Source organism: Ancylomarina longa, assembly GCF_003996985.1.
In the GTDB taxonomy this organism is placed as follows: Bacteria; Bacteroidota; Bacteroidia; order Bacteroidales; family Marinifilaceae; genus Ancylomarina_A; species Ancylomarina_A longa.
This window is the reverse complement of record NZ_RJJX01000003.1, coordinates 114549-139009: the sequence shown is the minus strand read 5'-3', so window position 1 is coordinate 139009 and position 24461 is coordinate 114549. Positions and strand designations below refer to the sequence as shown.

Sequence of the window (24461 nt, the reverse complement as noted above, 5' to 3'; positions counted from 1 at the left end):
AATTCAAATAAAAATTAACCAAAATGAAAAATGTAATAATATTGATTTTCGCTTTTATCTGCTTCTCTGCTTGTCAGTCGAGTACAAAAAAGGAAAACCAGAAAACGAAGCCAGAAAAAATACAGGTGGTACAATATGATAAAATGGAATTAAACGTAACTGGTATGACTTGTACAGGTTGTGAAAACACGGTAGAAAATGGCTTAAAAAATATGGACGGAGTGATTGAGGTGAAAGCTTCCCACAAAGACAACAAGGTCATTCTCAAAGTAGAAAAAAACAAAGTTAATCGTGATGAAATATCACAAAAGATTGAAGCGGTTGGCTATAAAGTTGAGGAGTAATCTTAATCTTTCTGCATTTCAAAAACATCTCTTAAAGAGATGTTTTTTTTGTTAAAAGTCTTTTTTATTAGCATATCTAACAAGAAAAAAGACAGGAATAATAATCCAAAGAAATAAGGTCATCGATGAAATAAGAATTCCATTTAGCGCACCAAAAAACTTATAAAAGACAGCTCCAGTATATCCCATAAGTGCAGAAGTATCCAAAAAAAGCATAATTAAAACTCTTCCTAAATCTATTGGATTAAATAGAGTAAGAATGATAGCCAAATTTTCGGTTGGATAGGATTCAAACCATATCAGTATTAAAAGAAATATCCCATCGTAAATAACTGACATAAATAACCAGATAAAGAGAGCAAATCCAAATCCTTTTATCCTATTTTCAAATCGAAGTGCTACCCAGTAGCTCAATAAGGAAAAAATAAATCCAAGTAGTAATCCCACCCCCATAAGAACCAAAAAGTTACTTAGATACTTACTTCCTATCACTCCCCAAAAGATGAAAGGCAACCCTACTCCAATCAAAAAACTAACTGTTAAGGAGATTGATAAGCCTAAATATTGACCGAGAAAAAAAGACTTCCGCTTGATAGGTTGTGCTAACAACAATTCAGCAAATTCTCTGGAATTATATAGATAAATGGCTCCAAAAACAGTTGAAACCAAAGGTATCAACATCAAAATCACATTCATCATACTAATAATGGCCTTGGTTAAATCGCCACTCATATATAAAATTGCACTGGTAATAACCAAAAAGAATAGCAGATAAACTAAACTCCACGTACTTCTTATCAGATCAAAAAAACTGTATTTAAAAATTTTAAACATTTCTTTTCTCCATTAGGTTAGTAATTGCCTTTTCCAAATTACCTGAACCATTTAATTGATTCAACTCCTCCACCGATCCTTTAAAATATATTTCCCCTTCCAACAAGAAAATAATTTCATCAGAAATTTCTTCTACCAAACTCATGATGTGTGTGGTAAAAAGGATAAGCTTATCCTTGTCTTTTTCTCGCTCCAAAAGCTCCTTTAGTCTGGTAATCGCTACGGGATCAAGACCAACAGTAGGTTCATCTAAAATAATGACAGGGGAGTCAAACATAAATGCAATCAGCATATTTACTTTTTGCCTTGTTCCGCCGGATAAGTTACGCAAGGCCTTATTCATCTCTTTTTCTAATCCGAAAAACTGAATTAAGTAATTATCATCGGCATTTTGCTCGCGAATATCTTTAATGAGATTTAGGAGCTCTTTTATTTTAAGGTTTTCTGGGAATCTAGCTATTTGTGGCAAATAGGCAATCTTTTTACGATACTCCCATTTCCCAAGAATAGATTCTCCATCAAAACGAATATCGCCAATTTGAGGTACTACCAATCCCAATATCGACTTTATAAGCGTTGTTTTCCCAGATCCATTTGGACCTAATATGGATATTATCCTTCCTCTTTCCAGAGATAGAGAAATGTCTTTTAAAATTAAATTCTTACCATATGATTTCTGGAGGTTGAGTATTTCAATCATACACAAAAGGCTTTTTAGAGGGTTGGTGATCCATTAAATAGTCAGGAGTAAGTACCGGACTTACTTTTTCTGCAAAATTTATGATATCAATAAGTAAACTTCTCATTAAAATACTAGAGGAAGGAATTTTCCCAATAATTCGCGAGAAAAGTTTTACCGGACGATAGGGAACATCACCAATACCATTTTTATCCAAATCATATCCCGTATATAAACTCCAATAATTTCCATCGTACTTATTGGTCGTTGATCTTCCAAACACAGATAACTCGAAACTATTATTCAAAAAATTATTCCTACTGAATTGATTCTCATTGCTACTCCCATATATTTTTAAGGCCCAACCATTTTGATTAAAAATATTTTCAAAAATCTTTATCCGGTTAGACCCCTCCATATAGATGCCTGTTGTATTGGTATTGAAATAATTCCTAATAATTTCACTATCCGTAATATCTTTCAAAAGTAAACCGTAAGATGAACTTCCCCAGTTATACTCGAAGTGATTATTTTTCATGATGATATACTTAGAAAACATCACTGCCACTCCTGCTCCGTTAGACCGAAAGGTATTAGCTATATATTGGTCATGATCAGAAAACATGAAATGTAATCCGTATCGAATATTATCAACTACTAAATTCTCACGAACAATACTTCTATCAACAAATTCCAGATAAATACCATCCCGGTGATTTCTTGTTTCATTCTTTTCAATCAACATATCTCTGCAATACCATAAATGAATGGCATTACCAGTGGACATTTCATCCTCTTCTTCGGTAGGATTTCTTTTGATATAATTATTACGGATGATACAAGTACTGGAATTCTTCAGCATAATTCCAAAAAAGCTATTTAGTATATGATTATTTTCGAACTTGCATCCCTCTTGCTTGTTCACCTTAATTGCAGCAAAATCATTCACGTAGTTCACATCTACATTCTGCAATTGCAACCCAATAATATTAACACTATCCGATTCTATGGTAAAAATCTCTTCTCTCTTGGTATTTTCTATTACAGGATAATCGATTCCAATAATCGTTAAGGGATGTTCTATTAAAAGCGGAGGTTCTTTATAACTACCAGCTTCTACCCAAATGGTATCTCCTGCATGACTTTTTTTAATCGCAATATGAAGAGAAGATAATGAAGAATTAAGTCTTACCTTTAATACTTCAGCTTTTAGCAGAGCTGAATACAGGATCACAACCAGAATGAATAAGTATCTTCTCAAATCGATTTATTTTAAAGATTTAAAACCACTGTATAATTCCTTCCAACCCATTACTTCTCCTCCCAACTTTTTTTGCGTTGCAAGTGCAGCATCTTTCGATTTGAAAGCGGTTAGATACATTCCCATCGGACTCGGCAGATTTTTAGAATGTAAGAAATAACAACTTTTTGCTGGCATCAGTGCACCTGGCTCATCATATGGGGTTACCATCACTAAAGCTGTATCCTTTACGTCAAATTCATCTTGCTGTAGAAAATCGATCAAGCATTCAACCGAATCAAACTTATAGACTTTTGATGTTTTAGATACCAATTCCGAGCCGTATTGCTTATCCATGATCATCATTCTACAATAGTGACACTCATCGTGACCATAATGAATAACTTGTTGTTTTGGCTGACAAGAGATCAATATTGGGATAAAAATCCATAATAATTTGTTCATTTTTTCCAATTTTTCCAGTTGAGACTATAGGATAAGATATTAAATATCATTGAAAGAACAAGAAATAAAGACCCATAATAAGGAAGGGAGATGGCCTTAAAATTCAATAACATTTTTGAACCAAATACCGGAGGCTGATATACCATTCCCGGAATTTTTATTGGAGCAGTTGGAGATAAATTATGTCCGTAATTAAATTCCCATAAATAGAAATCATAAATCCCTAATGCACCTAATATCATTAATATAACTCCCCAAAAGACGAATAACTTGCGCTTCTTGGTAAAGGCAATACCAATTCCCAATAATACCATACCGATAATTACAAAAGGGAAATAGGTTAGTTCAGGGATAGAATCAGGTTTAATGAATTCCATTCCTATATAATGGTTTAAAATATTAATATTTTGCAAGGTGCTTGGAGTATCACCGGTTATTTGATTAATCCAAATATACATGTTCACACCATTCGGATATTGAGGTGCTTCGAGACGGATCTTCCATAAAGGAGAAAAGAATAATCCCAATAGCATAACTGCTGCCAGAATCATTAAAATTCTTGATTTATTTTTCATTTAGTTAATATTTCTATCATAATGGATTTATTCACTTAATTAGACGAAATAAATTGTAGCCGGAAGAACTCTTAATCTTCTTCCGGCTTAGAATCGTCAAGAATATTTATTCTTCAAAATCTCCTACGCTCCACTTAATAGGAACCTTTGAATCTTTTGGTGAAACTCTTACATATCCCTGCATCTCCTGATGCAGAGCCGAGCAAAAGTCAGTACAATAGAATGGGAATACGCCAGGACGTTGTGGCTTCCATAGTAATGTTTCTGTTTGACCAGGCATAACAAGAATCTCAGAATTTTTGGCACCCATAACTCCTAAGCCATGAGGTACATCCCAGTCCTGTTCTAAATTTGTAAGGTGAAAATATACTTTATCTCCAACCTTCACACCTTCAATATTATCTGGAGCGAAATGACTTCTTATCGAACTAATATAAATATGAACATTGTCTCCTTCTCTGGTTACTTTGGCCTCATCTTCAGAACTAATATGATATGGATGTTTATTATCCGTTAGTTTATAATATTTAACGGAGTTATTTTTTATAATTTCAGCTGGTATAGCTTGAGCATAATGAGGTTCTCCAATTGTTGGGAAATCAAGTAATAATTTCATTTTATCACCTGATATATCAAAAAGTTGAGCTGCCTGACAAAGTTCAGGCCCTGTTGGTAGATAACGATCCTTAGTGATTTTATTTAAGGCAACTAAATACTTACCGAATGGCTTTTTAGAATCTCCTCCAGGAATCATTAAATGGCCAATAGAATAATATACAGGAACACGATCTAACACCTCCCAAGTTCCTAATTTCCATTTCACAACCTCCGAAGAGATAAAAAAGGAAGTATAAGCATTTCCTCTACCGTCGAATTCTGTATGCAAAGGTCCTAATCCACTACTCTTAACCGAACCAGCATGCACAGCTTCATAATTTATAATGGGAATGCCATCCACTTCATCGTCAAAATTATCGTCCTTAATAGCCTGTAACATTTTAGTGAACGAATGCACCGTAATATCTGATGATAATTTACCATTACCACAAATATATTCTCCCGATGGATCCACATCAACACCATGAGGTGATTTAGGTGTTGGTAAATAATAGATTAAACCTGGGCATTCTTCCGGTATTAAAACCTTCACTTCCTTAAGCATTTCGGATTTTGCTGAATGTGTAGCATCACTGTATGTATTATGCGCATAATTTGCAGGAAAGGTTTTAAATCTGCCGGCAGCAAGATATTCTTCTGCTTTTTTCCAATTTACAGCAGCGATATAATCCTTATCTTTTTGAGAAGCTCCGATTTCAAGTAGCGTATTACTTTCTTCTGTATTATAACTAGTAAAAAAAGTCCAACCGTGTGATTTTCCTTTTCCGGAATGAGCCAAGTCATAATCATATCCGGGAACAAGAATTTGAAATGCAATACTCATTTCTCCATCCTTACCAACTTTTATATAACTCAAAGCTCCTTTAAAGTTTTCCTTATAGCTTTTTAAAGCAACGTCTTTTTGAGGAATAGGTACACTAAAGCGTGTTCCTGCAACCAAATATTCAGAATTTTCTGTAATAAATGGAGAACTATGATTTCCACTACTATTGGGGATTTCCAGAATTTCAACAGTTTCGAAAGTTTTTAGATCAATTCTGGCAATACGAGGGGTATTATTTCCATTGATAAATAACCATCTGCCATCGGGTACTCCATCCGTTTGAGATAATTCAGGATGATGAGAATCATCCCAAGGAATAAAACCAAAAGAAGTATTTAGCATTGGTTTTGTTTCTTCATTAAATCCGTAAGCTTTCTCCGGATCTACTGAGAATACAGGAATTACCTTTAATAACCTACCAGAAGGCAAACCATAAACACTTACCTGACCACTAAATCCTCCGGAAAAAAAAGCATAAAATTCATCATACTGTCCAGGAGGGACATAAACCTTTGACGCGACATCACTATCTCCAAATGCACCCTTTGATTGTTTGTTCGATCCACTTTGGCAAGCAGTAAAAACAAAAGCCACAACGAATAGGAAAGCTATTCTCTTAAAATAATATTTATTCATAATAGTAAGAATTAAATTAGTATGCAATTGATTGAAAATTCAATGATAGTACTCTACTTCATTACTATATTAGTTTTCGCATTACTCCACACTCTTCCTACATCAACAAATCTTTCAAAATAGAGTTACAATTCTTTAGGAAAACCCAATCCCTCCCCACAATAAACATATGAATCAAAAAGTTACGCAAATAAACACCTAGAATCAATATATTTAAGAGAGTTACTAGTCTTTTTATCTGATTAACACAATTTCCATCAACCTCCCTTACTCAGAAACAATGAAAACTACGTAATTTGATTTAGTTTTTTAATTCAAACATTTAAAATTTATCTCCAAACATGGAAACGAATTTTAATATTTTTACAATTATTTAATTGTTCTAAAGTATTCAAGAACCTTTCTTGCCTCCTCTGTGGTCAGATTTTGATCTGCCATAGGAGAAACATATCTCTTAAGTAATTCTTTTGCTATTGGATCATTGCTTACCATTTCATTAGGATTCAAAATCATATTCATAATCCATTCAGGAGTTCTTCTATCGAATATTCCTAAAGGTGCCGGACCAATATATCTCTTAGTTGGTTTGTGACAGCTAGTACACATCTGCTTATAAATTTTTTCACCTTCTTGAGCCATACTAAGATTTAAGGTTCCAAGTTTCACAGATTTTACAGAACCTATTCCTTTACTTCCGGAATATAGCTTTGCTAAGCGTGCTTCAAATTCGGCATAACTTTCTTTTGGACTGGTTTTAGCAACTGCCAGAGTCCGTTCTCCTAATTTATGACCTTGTAGCTTCACTTTAATATATTCAATTATTTTCCATCTGTCTTTTTGTTTTATCTGAGGTCCATGCGCTCCCATAACTCCAAAACCAACGGTAATAACATGAAATATTTCACCTCTTGGTGTATTTTTCAGGATATCTGTAACCAAACTTCTTGGTTGATATGGATATTTGCCACTTGTAAATAAAAATCCTTTTCCATTCCCCTTTAAACCATGACAATTGTAACAATAGATTTTATATAATTTTTTCCCCGCAGCAACATCTCTAATCTTCATTTTATCAGGATTAAAAACGGTTCTTCCTGCCAATGCCCTATCTTCCAATGTCTTTTCGAAATGATAAGGAATTATTTCCCGAGGTATAGTGCCCGGGGGTGGCAAACGAAGCGATTGTCCATCCTTAAAGTTTGGGTTTTCGGAATATGGTTCAAATGCACGAGATTGCACCATATCAGGGAAATAAGAATATCCCGGATGATTTCTATCCTTATCACAAGAAGTGAAAATTCCAAAGGAAAACAGAAGCGTTAGTAAATAAGAAATATATTTTCTCATAAGGTTGGATTTTTAATAGTGAATCAGGTTTCGTAGTGGAAGCTTTCTTCTAATAAAGGGTCATTTTTACTTAACAAGGGTGCCTTTGCTAGAGAAGAAAAAACAACATAAAGAAATCCTCCCAGATAAAGACAAACAAAACCAATTTCAACAACACCTATTTGAGCCGTTTTTCCGATTGTTCCAGGAATAACGAGCATGTAAATATTCAACCACTGACCACAGAGCACCACAATTGCCATTACAGTTAACCATTTCAGGTTTCGCTTCGAATTCCTTGTCATCAAACCAAAAAAAGGAATGACAAAATTAAGGACAAGAATGGTAAAAAATAATATAGTGAAATCATGTAATCGTGGTGCAAAATATGCAGTTTCTTCAGGAATATGGCTATACCAAATCAATAGATATTGAGAAAACCACAGATACATCCAAAATATACTAAAGGCGAATAAATATTTACCCATATCATGAATGTGTTCTTTATTAATAAATTCAAGATATCCTTTTATTTTTAGGAAGCTTATCATGAGAATGATAGTTGCAATTCCTATTTCGAATAATCCAATAAAAACAAACCACCCAAATAAGGTACTAAACCAATGTCCATCAATCGACATGATCCAATCCCAACTCATAGCAGAACTTGATAATGCAAAAAACACCATAAAAATGGCAGCAAGGAACTTACCTCTTCTGTAATATCGCAAATCGGAGATAGTATCCTGTTGTAAAGAATTCTTTCTCAATAAATAAGTCAATCCAATCCATCCTAAAAAGTAAACTGCCATTCTTATAAAAAAGAACGGAATATTCAGATAAGCTGCTTTACCCTCCAAAATAGGATCGTGCAATCCTTCATGTGACCAGTGATATAAATCATGCATTCCAAAATAAAGTAAGAACATTAGAGCTGCAGCGATTGGCAGGAAACTGGTTAAGGCCTCTGGAATACGTTGTAAAGCAGTATGCCAACCGGAATAAGCAATTTTATGAAGTGCTTGGAAAACTCCACCAAATAAAGCAATAAATAAAAAAAACAGATTGTTGATCAAAATATTTGTCCACAATTCCTGTCGACTTGGAGTATTGATAAAATATCCAACAATTAGCAGCAAAATACCAATTCCTACTATGGACATTATCCAATATTGAGTTTTTCGTGTGAATGTATAATTATTAGCCATTTTTATATGCTTTTGTTAATTTACAATTCAATCTCTTTCACTTTTATATCCTGTGCTTCTTCCTTCGATAAAATATCTTTCACCTTTCCGTCCTGACTTCCTGATTCATCCAAATCAACAATGATAACAAAATGATCATCAGTGATACGTTCATCATGTATTGTCTTTTTTGCTCCAGGCCCCAATTTTGATCGAATTAAAAAAGCGAATACCATCCCAAAAGCCGCAAACAATACAGTGAGCTCAAAAGTTATTGGGATAAAAGAAGGAATAGCAAAATGAGGCTTTCCTCCTATAAATAATGGATAGTCAACTGTAAATGCCCAAGTTTGAAATCCAAAAGCCACCATTGTTCCAATAGCTCCGGATATAAATCCAACAGTAGGAATGAGTGATTTCTTAAATCCCAAAATAGAATCCAACCCATGCACAGGGAATGGAGTCAATACATCCTGAATGGAAATATTATTTTCCTTAAGGTCTTTTGCTGCTCTTAGAAGATTTCCCTCATCTTCAAAATATGCTGATATATATCTTCTCATAATGTTCAGTTTTTATCAGATTTAGGATTTTTTTCGCCTGAACTTTTTAACACTCCTTTAACTTCGGCAATTGCGATGACAGGAAATACCCTGATAAACAAAAGGAAAAGTGTGAAAAACAGACCTAAGGTTCCTATAAAAATCCCCACCTCAACAATAGTAGGCTTATACATTTCCCAACTAGATGGTAAATAATCACGATGTAAAGAGGTTACAATAATCACAAAACGCTCAAACCACATTCCTATATTGATAAAAATGGATAAGATAAAAGTAAACACAAGGCTACGCCGCAATTTTTTAAACCACAATAACTGAGGAGATATTACATTACAGCTCATCATGATCCAATATGCCCACCAATATGGACCTGTAGCTCGGTTCATAAATGCATATTGTTCGTACTCCACACCAGAATACCAAGCCATAAAAAGCTCTGTTAAGTATGCAATTCCAACAATTGATCCAGTGGCTATAATAATCTTATTCATCGATTCAACATGCCCTACCGTAATGTAGTTTTCCAGATTTAAAACTTTCCGGGTGATAATCAATAGTGTCAACACCATAGCAAATCCTGAGAAGATTGCACCTGAAACAAAATAGGGTGGAAAAATAGTAGTATGCCAACCTGGTATCACAGAAGTGGCGAAGTCCATGCTCACAATACTATGTACAGATAAGACTAAAGGAGCAGCTAAACCGGCTAGAATTAAACTTATTGATTCATGCCTTTGCCAATGTTTGGCAGATCCAGTCCAACCAAAACTTAATAATCCATAAATCCATTTCTTTAGTTTGGATTTTACCCGATCACGAATTGTGCCTATATCAGGAATTAAACCAACATACCAAAAAAGTAATGATACTGTAAAATAAGTACTTATTGCAAAAACATCCCAAAGTAATGGCGAGTTAAAATTCACCCAAAGCCCACGAGTATTGGGATAGGGAAATACAAAAAAGGCCAGTAAAGGCCGACCCATATGAATTAAGGGAAACAATCCGGCACATATAACTGCAAACAAGGTCATGGCTTCAGCAGATCTATTAATACTGGTTCTCCATTTTTGTCGGAACAATAACAATATAGCAGAGATAAAGGTACCCGCATGACCAATTCCAATCCACCACACAAAATTGGTGATTCCCCAACCCCATCCGATAGTTTTATTCAGTCCCCATGTTCCGATTCCTTCCCAAATGGTATATCCTATCATGGCTAAACCAAATAAAAGAGCCGAACCCGTTAATGCGATTCCTGCATACCAAGCCTTACCTGGTTTTCCTTCAATAGGAGCCGCAATATCCTGCGTTATTTTTTTGTAAGTCTTCTGTCCTCTAATTAGAGGTTCTCGAATAGGCGACACGTACATAAGCGTGAATTTAGGTTTGATTCGATATTTTATTTCTAATCTTCGTCAAATAGCTCACCGAAGGAAGTGTATGAATCTCTTCCAGTAAATGATAATTTCTTTTACTGGTTGTTTCCTTCACCAATTGACTTTCCTTATCATTTAAGTCTCCAAATATGATTGCTCCCGACGGACATGCCTGCTGACAAGCAGTCTTTATCTCCCCATCCTTAACCGGCTTTCCTTTCAATTTGGCATTTAATTTACCATCCTGAATCCTTTGCACACACATGGAGCATTTTTCAATCACTCCTTTGGCACGAATCACGACATCAGGATTAAGAACCATTCTTTTCAAATCAATAGTCATCTCAGCAATATCGTGTAAGTTGTTTGGAATGGAATCCGCTTTTGTAAAATCAAACCAATTGAAACGACGAACTTTGTAGGGACAGTTATTTCCACAATATCTGGTACCAATGCAACGGTTATAAGCCATTTGATTTAAACCTTCGCTACTGTGAGTAGTTGCAGCGACAGGACAAACATTTTCGCAAGGGGCATTATCGCAATGCTGACACATTACCGGCTGAAAGAATACCTCCGGATTGTCTTCATTTCCTGAAAAGTAACGATCGATACGTATCCATGACATTTCGTGAGCACGAATCACCTCCTTTTTGCCTACAACAGGAACATTGTTCTCCGACTGACAAGCCACAGAACAAGCTCCACATCCAACGCAAGAATTCAAATCAACAACTAATCCCCAATGATGATCCGGAAAATTAGGTTTCTCGTATATTCCTGCATTATCAAATTCATGATCCACTTCATTGCCTGCAGCAGGATTATTCAAATATTCGCTCAATGTTGCTTCCTTCACAATAGCTCTCCCCTCCATGGAATGATGTGTTTGTGTCATAGCTAACTCATATTTCTCACCTGTCTTTTGAAGCTTTACATTTCCTGTTATATTCTGGCGGGTCTGCCCTGAAAAGCTTATCCATTCCGCAACGTTAACTCCTACATTCTTTCCAACAACACCACATACAGTTCTTCCATAACCAGAAGCTATGGCAATTGTATTATTAGCTTGACCCGGTAAAATGTAAACAGGAAATTTGGCTTTGGAATTGAGTTCTACAACATCACCAGTTTCCAAGTCTAATTCGGCAGCTTGTTTTGGAGAAATCGTAAGATAATTGTCCCAGCATACTTTTGTAATTGGATCTGGTAACTCTTGTAACCAAGGATTATTTGCCATACTTCCATTCCCTATAGCTATCGACTCATACACCTGTAATTCCACACCATCACTCGCCGATAATTTTGAGATTTCACTCATCAATTCATCCATATTTTGATGGCTGAATTTAGTATCAAAAACAGAGTCAGTCTTAGGCTCAAAAACTCCTTTTTGCAAGGTATGCTGCCAAAAAGAAATAAAATTTGGATATGCAGCCTGTAGCGGATACATATTCTGCTCCCAGTAATTTTGAATATATTTTAAATAATCTGTTTCCTTCCCCATCCAAGCCAATAAACTGGACTGAAATTGTCGTGTATCAAATAAAGGTCGAATTCCTGGCTGCATTAGACTATAGCGGCTGGTTCGTGGTTCCAAATCGTTCCAGCTTTCTAAATAATGATTATCTGGAGCGATATAATTGAATAGATCAGATGTTTCGTTGGGTTCTTTGCTTAAAGCTACCGAGAAAGGAAGTTTTTTTATCGCTTGAGCCAATTCAGATCCTTTGTAATAATCAAATACAGGATTCACATCATAGCAAAGCAAACCTTTCACCTTACCGGATTTCATATCGGATAGTAAGTCTTCCATATCCTCATCTTTGGCTTGCTTAGTTTTTAGCTGTTTATCTACTCGCAGCGTAATTCCATAATTTTCTAATTCAAAATTGATGGCATTAACCAGCACTTGCTTGTCTATATCGTTCTCCCCTGCTAACACCAATGATTTCCCTTTGTTTTTCCAAAGCTCCTTTGCCAATTCTTTTATGTCTTCTGAAGAATCCGTCAATTGATAATTATCCTTATCCTTTAATATCAGTATTTCATTATATAATTGAGCCATCAATAAAGCTTGTTCGGATGGTTTCACAGTAATCCGATAATCAGCATTACTACCGGTTAAGGATAATCGGGACTCATACTGAATATGCCGGGACATGCTAGTATTAGCATCGCTTAATTTGCGTTTCTTACTATACTGACGAATATGCTCCACCGAATCGAGCCAATTGCCCAAAAAATCAGCATCAAAACTTACAATCAGATCGGCATTATCAAACCGATATTCAGAGATACCAGTCTTATCGAAACACATTTCATTTGCCTGAATCATTGCCGATGAGGAACTACTGTCGTATTGTATCCAATCGATGTTGGGATAAGCCTGTTGAAAAGCCTTAATTATTTGTCTGCTAGATGGGCTGTAAATACTAGGCGTTAGTAGAACAAGTTTTTCATTACTATTCTTAAATGCTTCAAGAGTCTTCCTAATTTCCTGATCTAACTCCTCCCAACTTGCCTTCGTATCTTCAATTTTTGGAAATTTGTATCGGTTGGTATCATACAAACCCAAAATAGAAGCTTGCACTCTGGCACTAGTTCCCCCATGACTGACAACCGATAAATCATTACCCTCAATTTTAATAGGCCGACCTTCGCGTGTTTTAATCAGAATACTGCAATAATCACTACCATTAACATAGGACGATGCGTAATAATTTGCCTTCCCTGGAGTAATTTCTTCAGGCTTGATAAGGTAAGGGATAGCTTTCTGAACTGAGTTTTCACAACTTGCCAGCACCGTGCTAATTGCCAAACTATAACCACAAAGCTTTAAAAAGTCTCGTCGATTGGATTTCGAAGCAGACTGATCCCCGTCAAAAATATCCAGAAGCTGTTCCAGATTACCTTTAGGTATATCATTTTTTGAATGAGTATCAGATTTTGTATTTCGTTCAGCAAGGCTTTTCCAATGTTTCTTCATAGGTAAACAATTATCAAAAATGAGACGATGAAAGCTTAATGACTATATTCTTATACTAATAATGGCAACGAGCACATTCTCGTCCACCAATATCTTTGACTCGCACGGTGTCGATAACTCCGGTTGCTAAATCCTCATGCAGTTTTTTAAATCCAGAGGAATAGTATCCGTTGGTTTGGAAGGCAACCGCAGTTTTGTCGTGACAATCCAAACACCATCCCATGGATAAATCATTAACCTGCCTCACTACATTCATTTCTTCGATAGTCCCATGACATTCCTTACATTCTCTTTTTCCTACATTCACATGTTGTGCATGACTAAAGAATACATGATCGGGTAGTTGATGAATACGAATCCATTTTATCGGCGTATTATTTTCGATGGCAACATGAATTTTGTTAATCTCGAATTTACCTGAGTTCGTTCCCTCTCGTACTATCATATGACAATTCAAGCATAAACTCACATGAGGAATACCTGCTGATTTACTATCATCAACCATTGTATGACAATACCGACAATCAATTTTATTATTGGTTGCATGGGTTTTATGAGAAAACTTAATTGGTTGGTCGGGTGCATAATTTTGCTTACGTCCTAATGCCATAGCTCCTTCTGTTAACATCTGAATTTGATAAGCAAAGGATAGCATAAAGATCAAAATCGGAATAAACTTATATTTGATCTTTTTAGTGAAGAACAAATCAATAAGAGACAGGGTAATTAATGCTCCCAAAAACAAGAAAATTATAATGCTATTAATGTTAGGCTTTCGGGTATAACTACTATTTTCCTTTATCTCGCCCAGATAGGTTTTAATATATTCCAACTCCTCATCCGTAAAGGTATAGTCAACATGAGATTCTGACATTTTTTTACCCAATGGATTTAAAAGCACCTTTCTGTAATCACTTATGGGTTTATCGGCAAAGGTTCCGGCTATATCTCTGGCAGAAGGATTCCAGTTAAAGGTGTCGATGTATTCCACATTGTGACAGGAAATACATGCTTTGGTACTCGTTGGTACACGAGTCAATCCTTTGAACAGTCGTTCCCCTCTCAGTTTTGAAGTCAAAAAGTAGGCTACATGATGTCCTTCTTGCTTGACTTGTTCCACCGAATCTTGTGGATTTGCGAATAATGCATAAGGACTGATCAACAGAAAGTTTAAAACCAGGGCAAAAAGTAATCTGTATAGTTTACTCATAGGTCGGGCTTTTAGTACAGATAAGGTTATATAATAGACTAAAATGATTTGTTCTATTCCTTGTGCTTGCTTTTCCTATCTTCTCCCAGCAATCGTTCTATCCAAATTTTCAAAAAGCAACAGAGACTAGAATCCTCTCTAAGTGACTCGCTCTCTATCAAATATAACAATTAAAACGAATAATTCACATCAATACTCTAAGTGAAAGCGAAATGTCACACAAGCCAATAACAGATAAACGTATCTTTTACTAAGGTTTTAAGCACTTCCGTGATATTAAAAAAAATGAAAAAGAATTTGCGCCTGCTAATTTGTGTCCTCTTATTTTAAAAGCTGTAATCAAGCACACGATCAAACCTCATCGCAAGACCGATTTGCAATATCTATAGTATCTTTACCAACCAATTATTAAGGCAAAACCACTGGTTTGAACCGAACCAATCAATCAGATAAAAGACAGAAATTCGAATGAATTTTGAAGAGATAAAAGAGAAATTACAACAATATAAATCAGAGGGAAAAAAGATGTTTACAACTTCATCTTTTCAATCTCATAGCTTAGTATTACTGCATATTATTAGTCGAATAGATAATACGATTCCAGTTTATTTTATCAATACCGGATTTTTATTCCCGGAAACCATACGGTTTAAAGATGAAATTGCCGAGCAGTTTGGTTTGAATATTATTGATGCCAAATCAGCAGTTCCGAAAGCGCAACAAAAAGATGCCAAAGGAAATTTTCTGTTTACTTCGGATCCTGATTATTGTTGTTTTCTTAATAAAGTACAACCACTGGATGGATTATTGGCCGATCATGATATTTAGATTAACGGCGTTCGGGCCTTTCAGTCAGCTGTGCGTAAAGCAATGGAAGTAGAACAAGCAGCACCTCATGATGTGATTCGTTTTCATCTGATATTGGATTTAACCAAACCGGAAAATTACCGCTAGATAAAAGAATATAATCTACCCCGACATCCACTTGAAGCGAAAGGATACGATAGTATCGGCTGCGAACCTTGTTCTCATAAAATGGTTTTGGGCGACGAACGAAGTGCCAAATGGTTTGGAATGAAAAAAAACAGAATATGGCCTAAATACCGATTTGGTAGTAAAGAAAGGAAAGTAATAATTTTATCTAAAGCACAGGTTTTGTATCTTAGATAGCAAGCTAAGAAAATAGAATTAGAGCTTCGCGGATGGCTTATCCGTAACTCTCCAAGCACAATAACCAACACGATATTAAAAAATAAACAGACACACGATGAGAGTATTGATTACAGGTGGAGCCGGGTATATCGGAACCGAGCTTTGCATCCAATTAAATAAGAATCCTGAGGTAAAAGAAATTACGATATTCGATAATTTAAGCCAGGAAAACTATAATTTATTCCTCCATTCCCAGATCAAACCAGGAAAAGTAAAATTTGTGAAAGGAGAATTGCTGGATTCTAGAACGCTGGATAAAATCATTAAAAATATTGATGTGGTTTATCATTTGGCAGCCGAAAAATCGGATAACGATAAGTTGCATCATTTGCACGAACAAGTGAATAATTGGGGAACTGCAGAACTAATTTATGCCATCGAAGAAAGTGATGTAAAGCAGTTGATTTATGTGAGTTCTACCACTGTTTACGGATATTCTGATCAGGAATTTGATGTGTTTTCGATAGCGGAACCAAGCACCTCACTCGGAAATTCGAAGTTACGCGGAGAACAGCATGCCGAACGTATCATGTCAAAAATCAATACCCAAATTATTCGTTTGGGAAATGTATTTGGTTATGGCGTGAGCATGAAAATGAACGGAATTGTGAATAGGCTGATGTTTGATTCTCATTTTGTAGGAAGAATTTCGGTACATGGCAGTGGTAACCAAAATCGACCTTTTATTTCTTTGGATAAAACCGTTGACATTCTGGCCAATCTGATTGGCGGAAAAGTAGATTCCAGCGTGTATAATTTGGTAGATTACAATAAATCGATCATGGATGTAGTAGAAGTTTTACAGGCTCAAAATCCTGATATGGAAATGATATTTACCAATCAGCATTTGGAATTGCCACAACAAAAAGTGGTGCGGGATGAAAGAATCATGAAACTTTATAAAGGCGATGACTTGAGCTTTGAAGAAGAATTAAGGATTCTTAAGGGTCATTTCAAAAGCTCTAGTATTTAGATAAGGTTACGATAAAATATATCTGAAAAGTTGATCCTGATTTGGAATCGACTTTTCTTTTTTATCACCAAAATAGGGATATTTACTAAACTTCTGCTTGACACATTTTATGGAACAAACTCCAAAATCAGTATGGAAAATTAGAAAAGCAAACTAGGGAAACAACTTCTATTTTTGATTTTAGTCCTTACACGTCGTGCTAAGTCATTTTCTGCCTTGTAAATTCGCTTTGACCATTGTGCTAAATCATTTTCTGCCTTGTAAATTCACTTGACCATTGTGCTAAGTCATTTTCTGCCTTGCAAATTCACTTTGACCATTGTACTAAGTCATTTTCTGCCTTGCAAATTCGCTTTGACCATTGTGCTAGGCCATTTTCGTGCTTGCAAATTCGCTTGACCGTCATATGAAGCCATTTTTGAAGTTATTAAATCGCCCTGATCGTCATGCAAAGCCATTTTTGAAATTTTTAAATCATTCTGATTGCCATGCGAAGCAAAAAAAAAATATTTTTTTTCTAACCGTCAATCGGAGCCATTTTTCAAAAATGGATAGAAACACATCGATAAAATCACTAAGCATCAGAAACTATTCTTTGCTATAATATCGCCGTGCTTGGCTTATTTGAGTTATGCTTTAACAAAAAAAAAAGCATAACTCTCTCTAAATATTCTTGGTTAATTTATTTACAAAACGATACCTGTTAAAAAATTCCTTGCCAATAACCCTTAAAATAGTGTAGGCAGGAATAGCCAGCATCATACCAATAATCCCGGCAAGGCTACCCGCCATGATGATTACAATAAAAATCTCCAATGGATGTGCATTCACGCTATTGGAATAGATTAATGGCTGAAACAGAATATTATCAATAACCTGAACACAGGCGAACACAATGGCCATATATCCCAAAAGAGGTAATATCTGTGTATAAAAATCGGCATGTAAATTGGTGGCCAAACCGATGATAATTCCAAAGGTGGCTCCTATAATCGGACCGATATATGGAATTACATTCATCATTCCGGCAAACAAGCCTATCACCACTGCAGTACTAAAGTTAACGCCAACAATAGTTAGCCCCATGGTAACTAAAAATCCAACCAGGATAACCTCAAAAAATAGTCCTACGAAATATCGCATAAGCAAATTTTTAATAGAATCTAACACATGACGAACGCCATCCTCGTGCTTGGCAGGAACCAGGAGTACTACTCCTTCGGCAAACAAACTGCTATCCTTTAAGAAAAAGAAAGTAATAAAGGAAATGGAAAACAATGCGATAAAAATATTCCCCAAAGTACCGGCGAGCGAACTAAAAATAGAAGATATATCAGAAACTTTTATGAAGGAAGAAAAACTTTTTACGAGAACGCTTTTTAGATGAAATGCTTCGCCTTCGGTAGAATATTTAGCAATAACTGCTTCCAAATTCTGTATCGGTTCATTCAGACTTTGCATAGCAGCATTCACATCAATATTCGATAAATCCTTGGCTTGCGATGCTATTAGAGGTATAAAAGTCCGAAAAAATAAAACCATCACAAACCACAAAAGCAGTAAAGTAAGTCCAGCAGATAATGCAGATGGAAACCTCCAGTTTTTAATCTTTAATTTATTTAAGAAATCGACCACCGGCCTGCCAATAAACGATAATACAACAGCTATTAAGATATAGGCAACGATATTACTAAAATACCAAACCATGAGCCCAAAAAGAATCAAACCCAAAGCAACCAATACATATTTTCCTTTTCCGTTCATACCAATAGATTTGTGAGACAGCAATTTTCTTACGAAGTTTAAATGTAAGAAATTTTATAGTATTCATTTAACCCAATTTAAAAAAGGCTCCCGTATCGGAAGCCTTTTCACTACAAATGCTATAAATTTATTTATATGCTCAAAGGATTATCAACCTTTTGTTTCATTAAGGCAATATCCAAAACCTCCATAATCTCATCTACAAAATGAAAGGTCAAACCTTTTAAATACACATCCTTTATCTCTTCGATATCCTTTTTGTTCTCATTGCAAAGAATAATTTCTTTGATTCCGGCGCGTTTGGCTGCCAATATCTTTTCTTTGATACCACCCACAGGAAGCACTTTTCCTCGTAGTGTGATTTCTCCGGTCATTGCCAGATTTTTTTTCACTTTGCGCTGAGTAAAGATAGATGCCATTGCCGTTACCATAGTAACACCAGCCGAAGGACCATCCTTAGGAATCGCTCCTTCCGGTACGTGCACGTGCAGGTTCCATTCGTCAAAAGCTTCCTTTCTAATCCCTAATGTATTGCAATGCGCTCTTAAATATTCCTGAGCAAGCAATGCCGATTCTTTCATCACATCACCCAAATTACCCGTTAGGGTTAATTTCCCTTTGCCTGCCGACAAACTGGATTCAATAAACAGGATCTCTCCTCCTACTGATGTCCATGCCAACCCGGTTACCACTCCGGCAAATTCGTTGCCCTGATATTTTTCACGACTAAAAGTTTCTGTTCCTAAGAATTCTTTTAGATCTTCCACTTTCAAATTAACATCATACTCTTCCTCCATAGCTACTTTTCTAGCCACTCTTCGCATGATTTTTGCAATACGCTGATCCAATGCACGAACTCCGGATTCACGGGTATACTTATCAATCACCTCAGCCAATACCTTCTTCGATATCTTAATGTGCTTTGAAGTAATACCATGATTCTCCATTTGCTTTGGTAACAAATGTCTTTTTGCTATTTCAATTTTCTCCTCCTGAATATAACCGCTAACGTCGATCATTTCCATACGATCCCGCAATGGAGCTGCAATAGAACCCAAATTATTTGCGGTTGCTACAAACATCACTTTGGATAAGTCGTAATCTACCTCCAAAAAATTATCGTGGAAAGAATTATTTTGCTCCGGATCTAATACCTCCAATAAAGCGGAAGATGGATCTCCTCTAAAATCACTACCTACCTTATCAATTTCATCCAGAATAAAAACGGGATTGGATGATCCTGCTTTTTTCATTCCCTGGATTATCCTACCAGGCATGGCTCCAATATAGGTTTTACGATGTCCTCGAATCTCTGACTCATCATGCAATCCTCCTAAGGACATTCTGACATACTTACGGTTCAAAGCTCTGGCAATGGATTTTCCTAATGAAGTTTTACCAACTCCCGGAGGGCCATATAAGCAAAGGATAGGTGACTTTAGATCTCCTTTTAATTTCAATACCGCTAAATGTTCAATAATCCGATCTTTCACTTTCTCCAAGCCAAAATGATCTTTATCCAACACTTTTTGTGCATGCTTCAAATCAAAATTATCCTCGGTATAATCATCCCAAGGCAAGTCGAGTAATTCCTGTAAATAGTTTAATTGTACAGAGTATTCTCCAGCCGCAGGATTCAATCGCTCTAACTTTTTCAGCTCCTTCTGAAAAATTGCGGCTACTTCCTCCGTCCACTTTTTCTCTCTTGCTTTTTCTTCTAATTCAATTACATCCTGCTCGTTCGGACTTCCACCCAACTCATCCTGAATGGTTTTCATCTGCTGATGAAGAAGATATTCACGCTGTTGCTGATCCATATCGGTTTTCACCTTGGATTGGATATCGTCTTTCAACTCTAAAACCTCCACCTCTTTCACCAATATTTCAAGTAACTTCATGGCTCTTTCCCTGATGTCACCATACTCCAGTAATTTTTGCTTACGCTGATGTTTCATTTCAGAGTTACTGGAAATAAAATTAATAAGGAAGGAAGAACCTTCAATATTTTTGATGGCAAATGTCGCCTCATTTGGAATATGTTGCGAATATTTAATCACTTTAATTGCCATATCCTTAACCGAAGATACTAAAGCTTTAAATTCGTTATCTTCCACTTCAGGGCGAACATCTTTCAGCGTCTTGATTTTAGCCAAGTGGTAGGGAGTTTCACTAACAAACTCCTCAATCTCGAAACGCTTTTTCCCTTGTAATATTACTGTGGTAGAGCCATCAGGCATCTCCAAAATCTTGATTATCTGTGCAACCGTACCAATTTTATTGATATCCTTAGCATTTGGTTCCTCTACATTAAAATCAATCTGAGAAGCAGCCCCAAGCATTCCCTTATTGTTGTAAACTTCCCGAACCAGTTTCAGAGATTTTTCCCGTCCAACGGAAATAGGTATCACAACACCTGGAAATAACACCGTATTTCTCAATGGTAAAATTGGTAGTGTTTCCGGAACTTGTAAATCATCCAGTGCACTTTCATCCTCATCCGTTATTATCGGAATAAAATCAGAATCTTCATCCATCATATTCGTCAAAACTATATCACTTATATTGAATTCAATCTTTCTACTCATTATCTATATTGTCTTGTTACTAATTTATAAAGGAAGTTAAATATCATCATATCAGGTGACAATTTGTCTGTTTTCCTGCAATTGTAATATCCGATCTCTACTTGGCAATAGCTATGCCAAAATAAATAAGAGCTTAAATAAATCTCTATTTAAGCTCTTTCTCCTATAAATATTTAGCTTTTAGAAAGACTCTCTATATTTTTTTGTGCTTTCGAAAATGTGAGATATGATATCTTTATCCACATCACTAAATTCGATACTTCTTCTTTGCATTACCAATTTGGCAACATCAAAGGAAGCATTCAAACGATATTCTCGGAACCCATGATTCCCTCCCATTGCAAATGATGGAATAAAATTTCTTGGAAATCCGGCACCATATACATTACAGCAAACACCAATAACAGTTCCGGTGTTTAGCATGGTATTGATTCCACACTTCGAATGATCCCCCATGATAGTTCCACAAAACTGCAATCCTGTAGGCTCAAACCTCTCTGATATATAGCTCCATAGCTTTACATCAGAATAGTTGTTCTTTAAATTAGAATTATTGGTATCCGCACCTATATTACACCACTCGCCCAATACGGCATTCCCCAAAAATCCATCATGTGCTTTATTAGAATATCCAAATAGAACCACATTGTTTAATTCTCCTCCGCACTTACAATAGGGGCCAAGCGTGGTGGCTCCATAAACTTTAGCTCCCATTTTCAATACAGCATGTTCACACATTGCTAATGGACCTCTCACCAGGCAACCTTCCATTATTTCGGCATCCTTATCAATATAAATCGGTCCATCTTGTGCATTCAGACATGCAAACTCCACTCTGGCACCTTCCTCTAAGAAAATATTCTCTTTTCCCAATACCTGAACTGTATCGCTAATCACCTGTGATTTTCTTCCCTTGGTTAGCAAATCAAAATCAGCTTTCAATTCCTTGTCGTTACTGGTGAAAATATCATAAGACTTAAATATCCTTGTAAATTGACCGGAATACACAAGCCTTTTTTGGCTTCTTATTTCTTCTTTCAATACCAAATTAATATCTGCTGATGGTAGGTGAGCAGCCAAAATAATATCATCACTCACTAAATATTCCCCTACTTGTAGTTTCTGGATGACATCTTTCAAATCGGCATTAGGAAGCACAGATCCGTTAATGAGTATATTATTGGGAGATACCTCCAGAACATATTTTTGAGAGAGGTAATCTTTGGTTAAAAAACTTAAACCTGCTTGAAGGTATTTTTCCCATTTCTCCCGAATAGTTAATATCCCTACGCGCATTTCCGCAACCGGACGTGTAAAGCTTAGGGGTAGCAATTCGTCCCATGCTTTATCATCAAAAAGAATATAATTCATTGTAGTAGTAGATTTAAATCTGAAAAAAGATTCTCTTCAGATTTTATGTACTGTCAAAAATAAAAAAAAGCCCCGAATAATCGGAGCTTTTTATATACTATTGTGTTGGAGCTTATTTTCTGTTGTCCATGTGTTTTTTGTATCTGTTCATGAACTTGTCTACACGTCCAGCAGTATCCACCAAAGTCATCTTACCAGTATAAAATGGGTGAGAAGTACTAGAAATCTCTAATTTTAGCAATGGATATTCAACACCTTCGAATTCAATTGTTTCTTTAGTGTTTGCAGTGGATTTTGCAATAAAAACAGTTTCATTTGACATGTCTTTAAAAGCTACAAGACGGTAGTTTTCCGGATGTATTCCCTTTTTCATTTTATCTTCCTTTAAGTTTCTTATAATCTTCTTCCAATGGCTTGCAAAGGTAGATATTGTATTGAATTTAGCAAAGCATTTAATAAATTATTCTGCACTTTCTTTTACATTTTTCGATTTTAGCTTATTCACCCTGTTTTCCAGAGGAATAATGGGTGCTCTTTTAAACGGTTTTTTCGAATCAAAAAGGTATCGATAGGTGTAATGAGTCTTCATTCTCACCCCTCCAACCGACTCATAAATCGAAATCATCTTCGGATTAAAATCCCCCACCCAAGATAATTCCACCTCTTTATAATGAGGTTTTGTTTTCATCACCTTGTCCATATGCCAAAAAATGGCCGACTCCACACCAAACCTCTGATATTTTGGAACCACACCCATTATTGTAATTCTGGCTCGGGTAATGGTTTTTCGCTTGAGGTAATACAAAAACTTTAGTTTGTTCCACCAATGGAATTTACCATTTAGCTTCGTAAGAATTTGGTTAATATCCGGCATCATTACAAAAAAAGCAATTGGCTTTCCTTCATAGTAAGCAAACCAAATAAATTCCTCTTCAATAACACCTTTACCTTCCTTAGCAACTTTTCTTAAATCATTCGGATCTATAGGCGAGAAGTTATCATGAAATTGCCATGCATCATTATATACGCTAATAATATCTTGTATATATTTTTCAGCATTATCGTAACGGAAATGTTCGAATGAAAAACCCGGTTTCTTCGCAACCCAGCCTGCAATTTTCCAAAATCTTTCTGGAAACTGTTTCGTCATATCCAAATGATAGCTGTACTGCTCATAGTAGACTTTAAATCCATATTCCTCAAAAAAGGCTTTATAATATTTCTGATGATAGGGCATTCCATAGCTTTGCGGCATGTATCCATCAACCAAAAGCCCCCAATGATTATCATTCTCAGAAAAATTTATTGGACCGTCCATTGCCTCCATTCCTCTTTCCTGAAGCCAGCCTTTTGCTGTATCAAATAAAAGGAATGCTGCCTTTTTGTCATCGATACATTCAAAAAATCCACATCCTCCGGTTGGTTGGTCAAAAGAATTGGCCTTTCGAGTATTGATAAAAGCTCCAATCCTTCCAATTATCTTTCCTTTATCGTTCTCCAACACCCATCGTGTTGCTTCTCCATGATTAAAGAAGGAATTATGCTTGGGATCGAATATTCCCTCAATTTCTCCATCCAGCGGACAAGCATAATTAGGATCATTTTTATAAATGATTCGAGCTAAATCTAAAAATGCCTTACGGTGTTTATGATCTGAAACTTCAACTATATTCACGTGAATTGTA

General features: G+C 35.8%; 20 protein-coding genes. 3 read left to right on the top strand and 17 right to left on the bottom strand.

Annotated features, from left to right (window positions below; all coding sequences use genetic code 11):
- Nucleotides 1-23: 23 nt before the first annotated feature.
- Nucleotides 24-344, top strand: coding sequence for a cation transporter (locus DLK05_RS17445; protein ID WP_209319696.1), 321 nt, complete (start codon nt 24-26; stop codon nt 342-344).
- Nucleotides 345-395: 51 nt separating this feature from the next.
- Here the strand turns inward: DLK05_RS17445 and DLK05_RS03850 are convergent, their stop codons facing one another.
- The 12 genes from DLK05_RS03850 to DLK05_RS03795 form a co-directional block, all read right to left on the bottom strand.
- Complete coding sequence (locus DLK05_RS03850) at nt 396-1178, bottom strand: ABC transporter permease (protein ID WP_127342666.1); 783 nt, start codon at nt 1176-1178, stop codon at nt 396-398.
- The gene (locus DLK05_RS03845) at nt 1171-1878 is read right to left on the bottom strand and encodes an ABC transporter ATP-binding protein (RefSeq protein ID WP_127342665.1); all 708 of its coding nucleotides are present in this window, start codon (nt 1876-1878) and stop codon (nt 1171-1173) included. Before DLK05_RS03845 ends, DLK05_RS03850 begins: the two co-directional genes overlap by 8 nt.
- The gene (nosD, locus tag DLK05_RS03840; protein WP_127342664.1) at nt 1871-3118 is read right to left on the bottom strand and encodes a nitrous oxide reductase family maturation protein NosD; all 1248 of its coding nucleotides are present in this window, start codon (nt 3116-3118) and stop codon (nt 1871-1873) included. The genes DLK05_RS03845 and nosD overlap by 8 nt, the downstream gene beginning before the upstream one ends.
- Nucleotides 3119-3124: 6 nt before the next feature.
- The gene (locus tag DLK05_RS03835; protein WP_127342663.1) at nt 3125-3562 is read right to left on the bottom strand and encodes a nitrous oxide reductase accessory protein NosL; all 438 of its coding nucleotides are present in this window, start codon (nt 3560-3562) and stop codon (nt 3125-3127) included.
- A complete protein-coding gene (locus tag DLK05_RS03830) occupies nt 3559-4137 on the bottom strand; it encodes a hypothetical protein (RefSeq protein ID WP_127342662.1) in 579 nt (192 codons plus the stop codon). The genes DLK05_RS03835 and DLK05_RS03830 overlap by 4 nt, the downstream gene beginning before the upstream one ends.
- Nucleotides 4138-4243: 106 nt before the next feature.
- A complete protein-coding gene (gene nosZ, locus DLK05_RS03825) occupies nt 4244-6214 on the bottom strand; it encodes a Sec-dependent nitrous-oxide reductase (protein WP_127342661.1) in 1971 nt (656 codons plus the stop codon).
- Between the two features lie 369 nt (nt 6215-6583).
- Nucleotides 6584-7561 carry a c-type cytochrome gene (locus DLK05_RS03820; protein WP_127342660.1) on the bottom strand — a complete coding sequence of 326 codons (978 nt, stop codon included), beginning with the start codon at nt 7559-7561 and terminating at the stop codon, nt 6584-6586.
- A gap of 23 nt (nt 7562-7584) precedes the next feature.
- Nucleotides 7585-8748, bottom strand: a complete 1164-nt coding sequence (locus tag DLK05_RS03815) for a quinol:cytochrome C oxidoreductase (protein WP_127342659.1) — start codon at nt 8746-8748, stop codon at nt 7585-7587.
- Nucleotides 8749-8768: 20 nt separating this feature from the next.
- Entirely contained in the window at nt 8769-9290 is a 522-nt protein-coding gene (locus DLK05_RS03810) for a DUF3341 domain-containing protein (protein ID WP_127342658.1), read from the bottom strand.
- 5 nt (nt 9291-9295) lie between these two features.
- The gene (gene nrfD, locus DLK05_RS03805) at nt 9296-10666 is read right to left on the bottom strand and encodes an NrfD/PsrC family molybdoenzyme membrane anchor subunit (RefSeq protein ID WP_127342657.1); all 1371 of its coding nucleotides are present in this window, start codon (nt 10664-10666) and stop codon (nt 9296-9298) included.
- Between the two features lie 10 nt (nt 10667-10676).
- Nucleotides 10677-13661 (bottom strand): 4Fe-4S dicluster domain-containing protein, encoded by a 2985-nt coding sequence (locus DLK05_RS03800; RefSeq protein ID WP_127342656.1) that lies wholly within the window; start codon nt 13659-13661, stop codon nt 10677-10679.
- A gap of 55 nt (nt 13662-13716) precedes the next feature.
- On the bottom strand, nt 13717-14871 hold the full coding sequence (locus tag DLK05_RS03795) for a cytochrome c3 family protein (protein WP_127342655.1): 1155 nt from the start codon (nt 14869-14871) through the stop codon (nt 13717-13719).
- A 468-nt stretch (nt 14872-15339) separates the two neighbouring features.
- Between DLK05_RS03795 and DLK05_RS17440 the strand changes: the two genes are divergently transcribed.
- Both DLK05_RS17440 and DLK05_RS03785 read left to right on the top strand, forming a co-directional pair.
- Nucleotides 15340-15699 (top strand): phosphoadenosine phosphosulfate reductase family protein, encoded by a 360-nt coding sequence (locus tag DLK05_RS17440; RefSeq protein ID WP_209319695.1) that lies wholly within the window; start codon nt 15340-15342, stop codon nt 15697-15699.
- Nucleotides 15700-16138: 439 nt separating this feature from the next.
- Entirely contained in the window at nt 16139-17056 is a 918-nt protein-coding gene (locus DLK05_RS03785; RefSeq protein WP_127342654.1) for an NAD-dependent epimerase/dehydratase family protein, read from the top strand.
- Between the two features lie 663 nt (nt 17057-17719).
- Here the strand turns inward: DLK05_RS03785 and DLK05_RS03780 are convergent.
- The 5 genes from DLK05_RS03780 to DLK05_RS03760 form a co-directional block, all read right to left on the bottom strand.
- Complete coding sequence (locus DLK05_RS03780) at nt 17720-18820, bottom strand: AI-2E family transporter (protein WP_127342653.1); 1101 nt, start codon at nt 18818-18820, stop codon at nt 17720-17722.
- Nucleotides 18821-18951: 131 nt separating this feature from the next.
- Nucleotides 18952-21405, bottom strand: a complete 2454-nt coding sequence (gene lon, locus DLK05_RS03775; protein WP_127342652.1) for an endopeptidase La — start codon at nt 21403-21405, stop codon at nt 18952-18954.
- A gap of 180 nt (nt 21406-21585) precedes the next feature.
- Nucleotides 21586-22776 (bottom strand): GlmU family protein, encoded by a 1191-nt coding sequence (locus DLK05_RS03770; protein ID WP_127342651.1) that lies wholly within the window; start codon nt 22774-22776, stop codon nt 21586-21588.
- 112 nt (nt 22777-22888) lie between these two features.
- The gene (locus DLK05_RS03765; protein WP_127342650.1) at nt 22889-23149 is read right to left on the bottom strand and encodes a type B 50S ribosomal protein L31; all 261 of its coding nucleotides are present in this window, start codon (nt 23147-23149) and stop codon (nt 22889-22891) included.
- A gap of 87 nt (nt 23150-23236) precedes the next feature.
- Nucleotides 23237-24451, bottom strand: coding sequence for an N-acetyltransferase (locus DLK05_RS03760; protein WP_127342649.1), 1215 nt, complete (start codon nt 24449-24451; stop codon nt 23237-23239).
- Nucleotides 24452-24461 lie beyond the last annotated feature (10 nt).

Bases quoted from the DNA above. Each gene is read 5' to 3' on its own strand.
- DLK05_RS17445 (WP_209319696.1), top strand. From the start codon at position 24: ATGAAAAATGTAATAATATTGATTTTCGCTTTTATCTGCTTCTCTGCT.
- DLK05_RS03850 (WP_127342666.1), bottom strand. From the start codon at position 1,178: ATGTTTAAAATTTTTAAATACAGTTTTTTTGATCTGATAAGAAGTACG.
- DLK05_RS03845 (WP_127342665.1), bottom strand. From the start codon at position 1,878: ATGATTGAAATACTCAACCTCCAGAAATCATATGGTAAGAATTTAATT.
- DLK05_RS03835 (WP_127342663.1), bottom strand. From the start codon at position 3,562: ATGAACAAATTATTATGGATTTTTATCCCAATATTGATCTCTTGTCAG.
- DLK05_RS03830 (WP_127342662.1), bottom strand. From the start codon at position 4,137: ATGAAAAATAAATCAAGAATTTTAATGATTCTGGCAGCAGTTATGCTA.
- nosZ (WP_127342661.1), bottom strand. From the start codon at position 6,214: ATGAATAAATATTATTTTAAGAGAATAGCTTTCCTATTCGTTGTGGCT.
- DLK05_RS03820 (WP_127342660.1), bottom strand. From the start codon at position 7,561: ATGAGAAAATATATTTCTTATTTACTAACGCTTCTGTTTTCCTTTGGA.
- DLK05_RS03815 (WP_127342659.1), bottom strand. From the start codon at position 8,748: ATGGCTAATAATTATACATTCACACGAAAAACTCAATATTGGATAATG.
- DLK05_RS03810 (WP_127342658.1), bottom strand. From the start codon at position 9,290: ATGAGAAGATATATATCAGCATATTTTGAAGATGAGGGAAATCTTCTA.
- nrfD (WP_127342657.1), bottom strand. From the start codon at position 10,666: ATGTACGTGTCGCCTATTCGAGAACCTCTAATTAGAGGACAGAAGACT.
- DLK05_RS03800 (WP_127342656.1), bottom strand. From the start codon at position 13,661: ATGAAGAAACATTGGAAAAGCCTTGCTGAACGAAATACAAAATCTGAT.
- DLK05_RS03795 (WP_127342655.1), bottom strand. From the start codon at position 14,871: ATGAGTAAACTATACAGATTACTTTTTGCCCTGGTTTTAAACTTTCTG.
- DLK05_RS17440 (WP_209319695.1), top strand. From the start codon at position 15,340: ATGAATTTTGAAGAGATAAAAGAGAAATTACAACAATATAAATCAGAG.
- DLK05_RS03785 (WP_127342654.1), top strand. From the start codon at position 16,139: ATGAGAGTATTGATTACAGGTGGAGCCGGGTATATCGGAACCGAGCTT.
- DLK05_RS03780 (WP_127342653.1), bottom strand. From the start codon at position 18,820: ATGAACGGAAAAGGAAAATATGTATTGGTTGCTTTGGGTTTGATTCTT.
- lon (WP_127342652.1), bottom strand. From the start codon at position 21,405: ATGAGTAGAAAGATTGAATTCAATATAAGTGATATAGTTTTGACGAAT.
- DLK05_RS03770 (WP_127342651.1), bottom strand. From the start codon at position 22,776: ATGAATTATATTCTTTTTGATGATAAAGCATGGGACGAATTGCTACCC.
- DLK05_RS03765 (WP_127342650.1), bottom strand. From the start codon at position 23,149: ATGAAAAAGGGAATACATCCGGAAAACTACCGTCTTGTAGCTTTTAAA.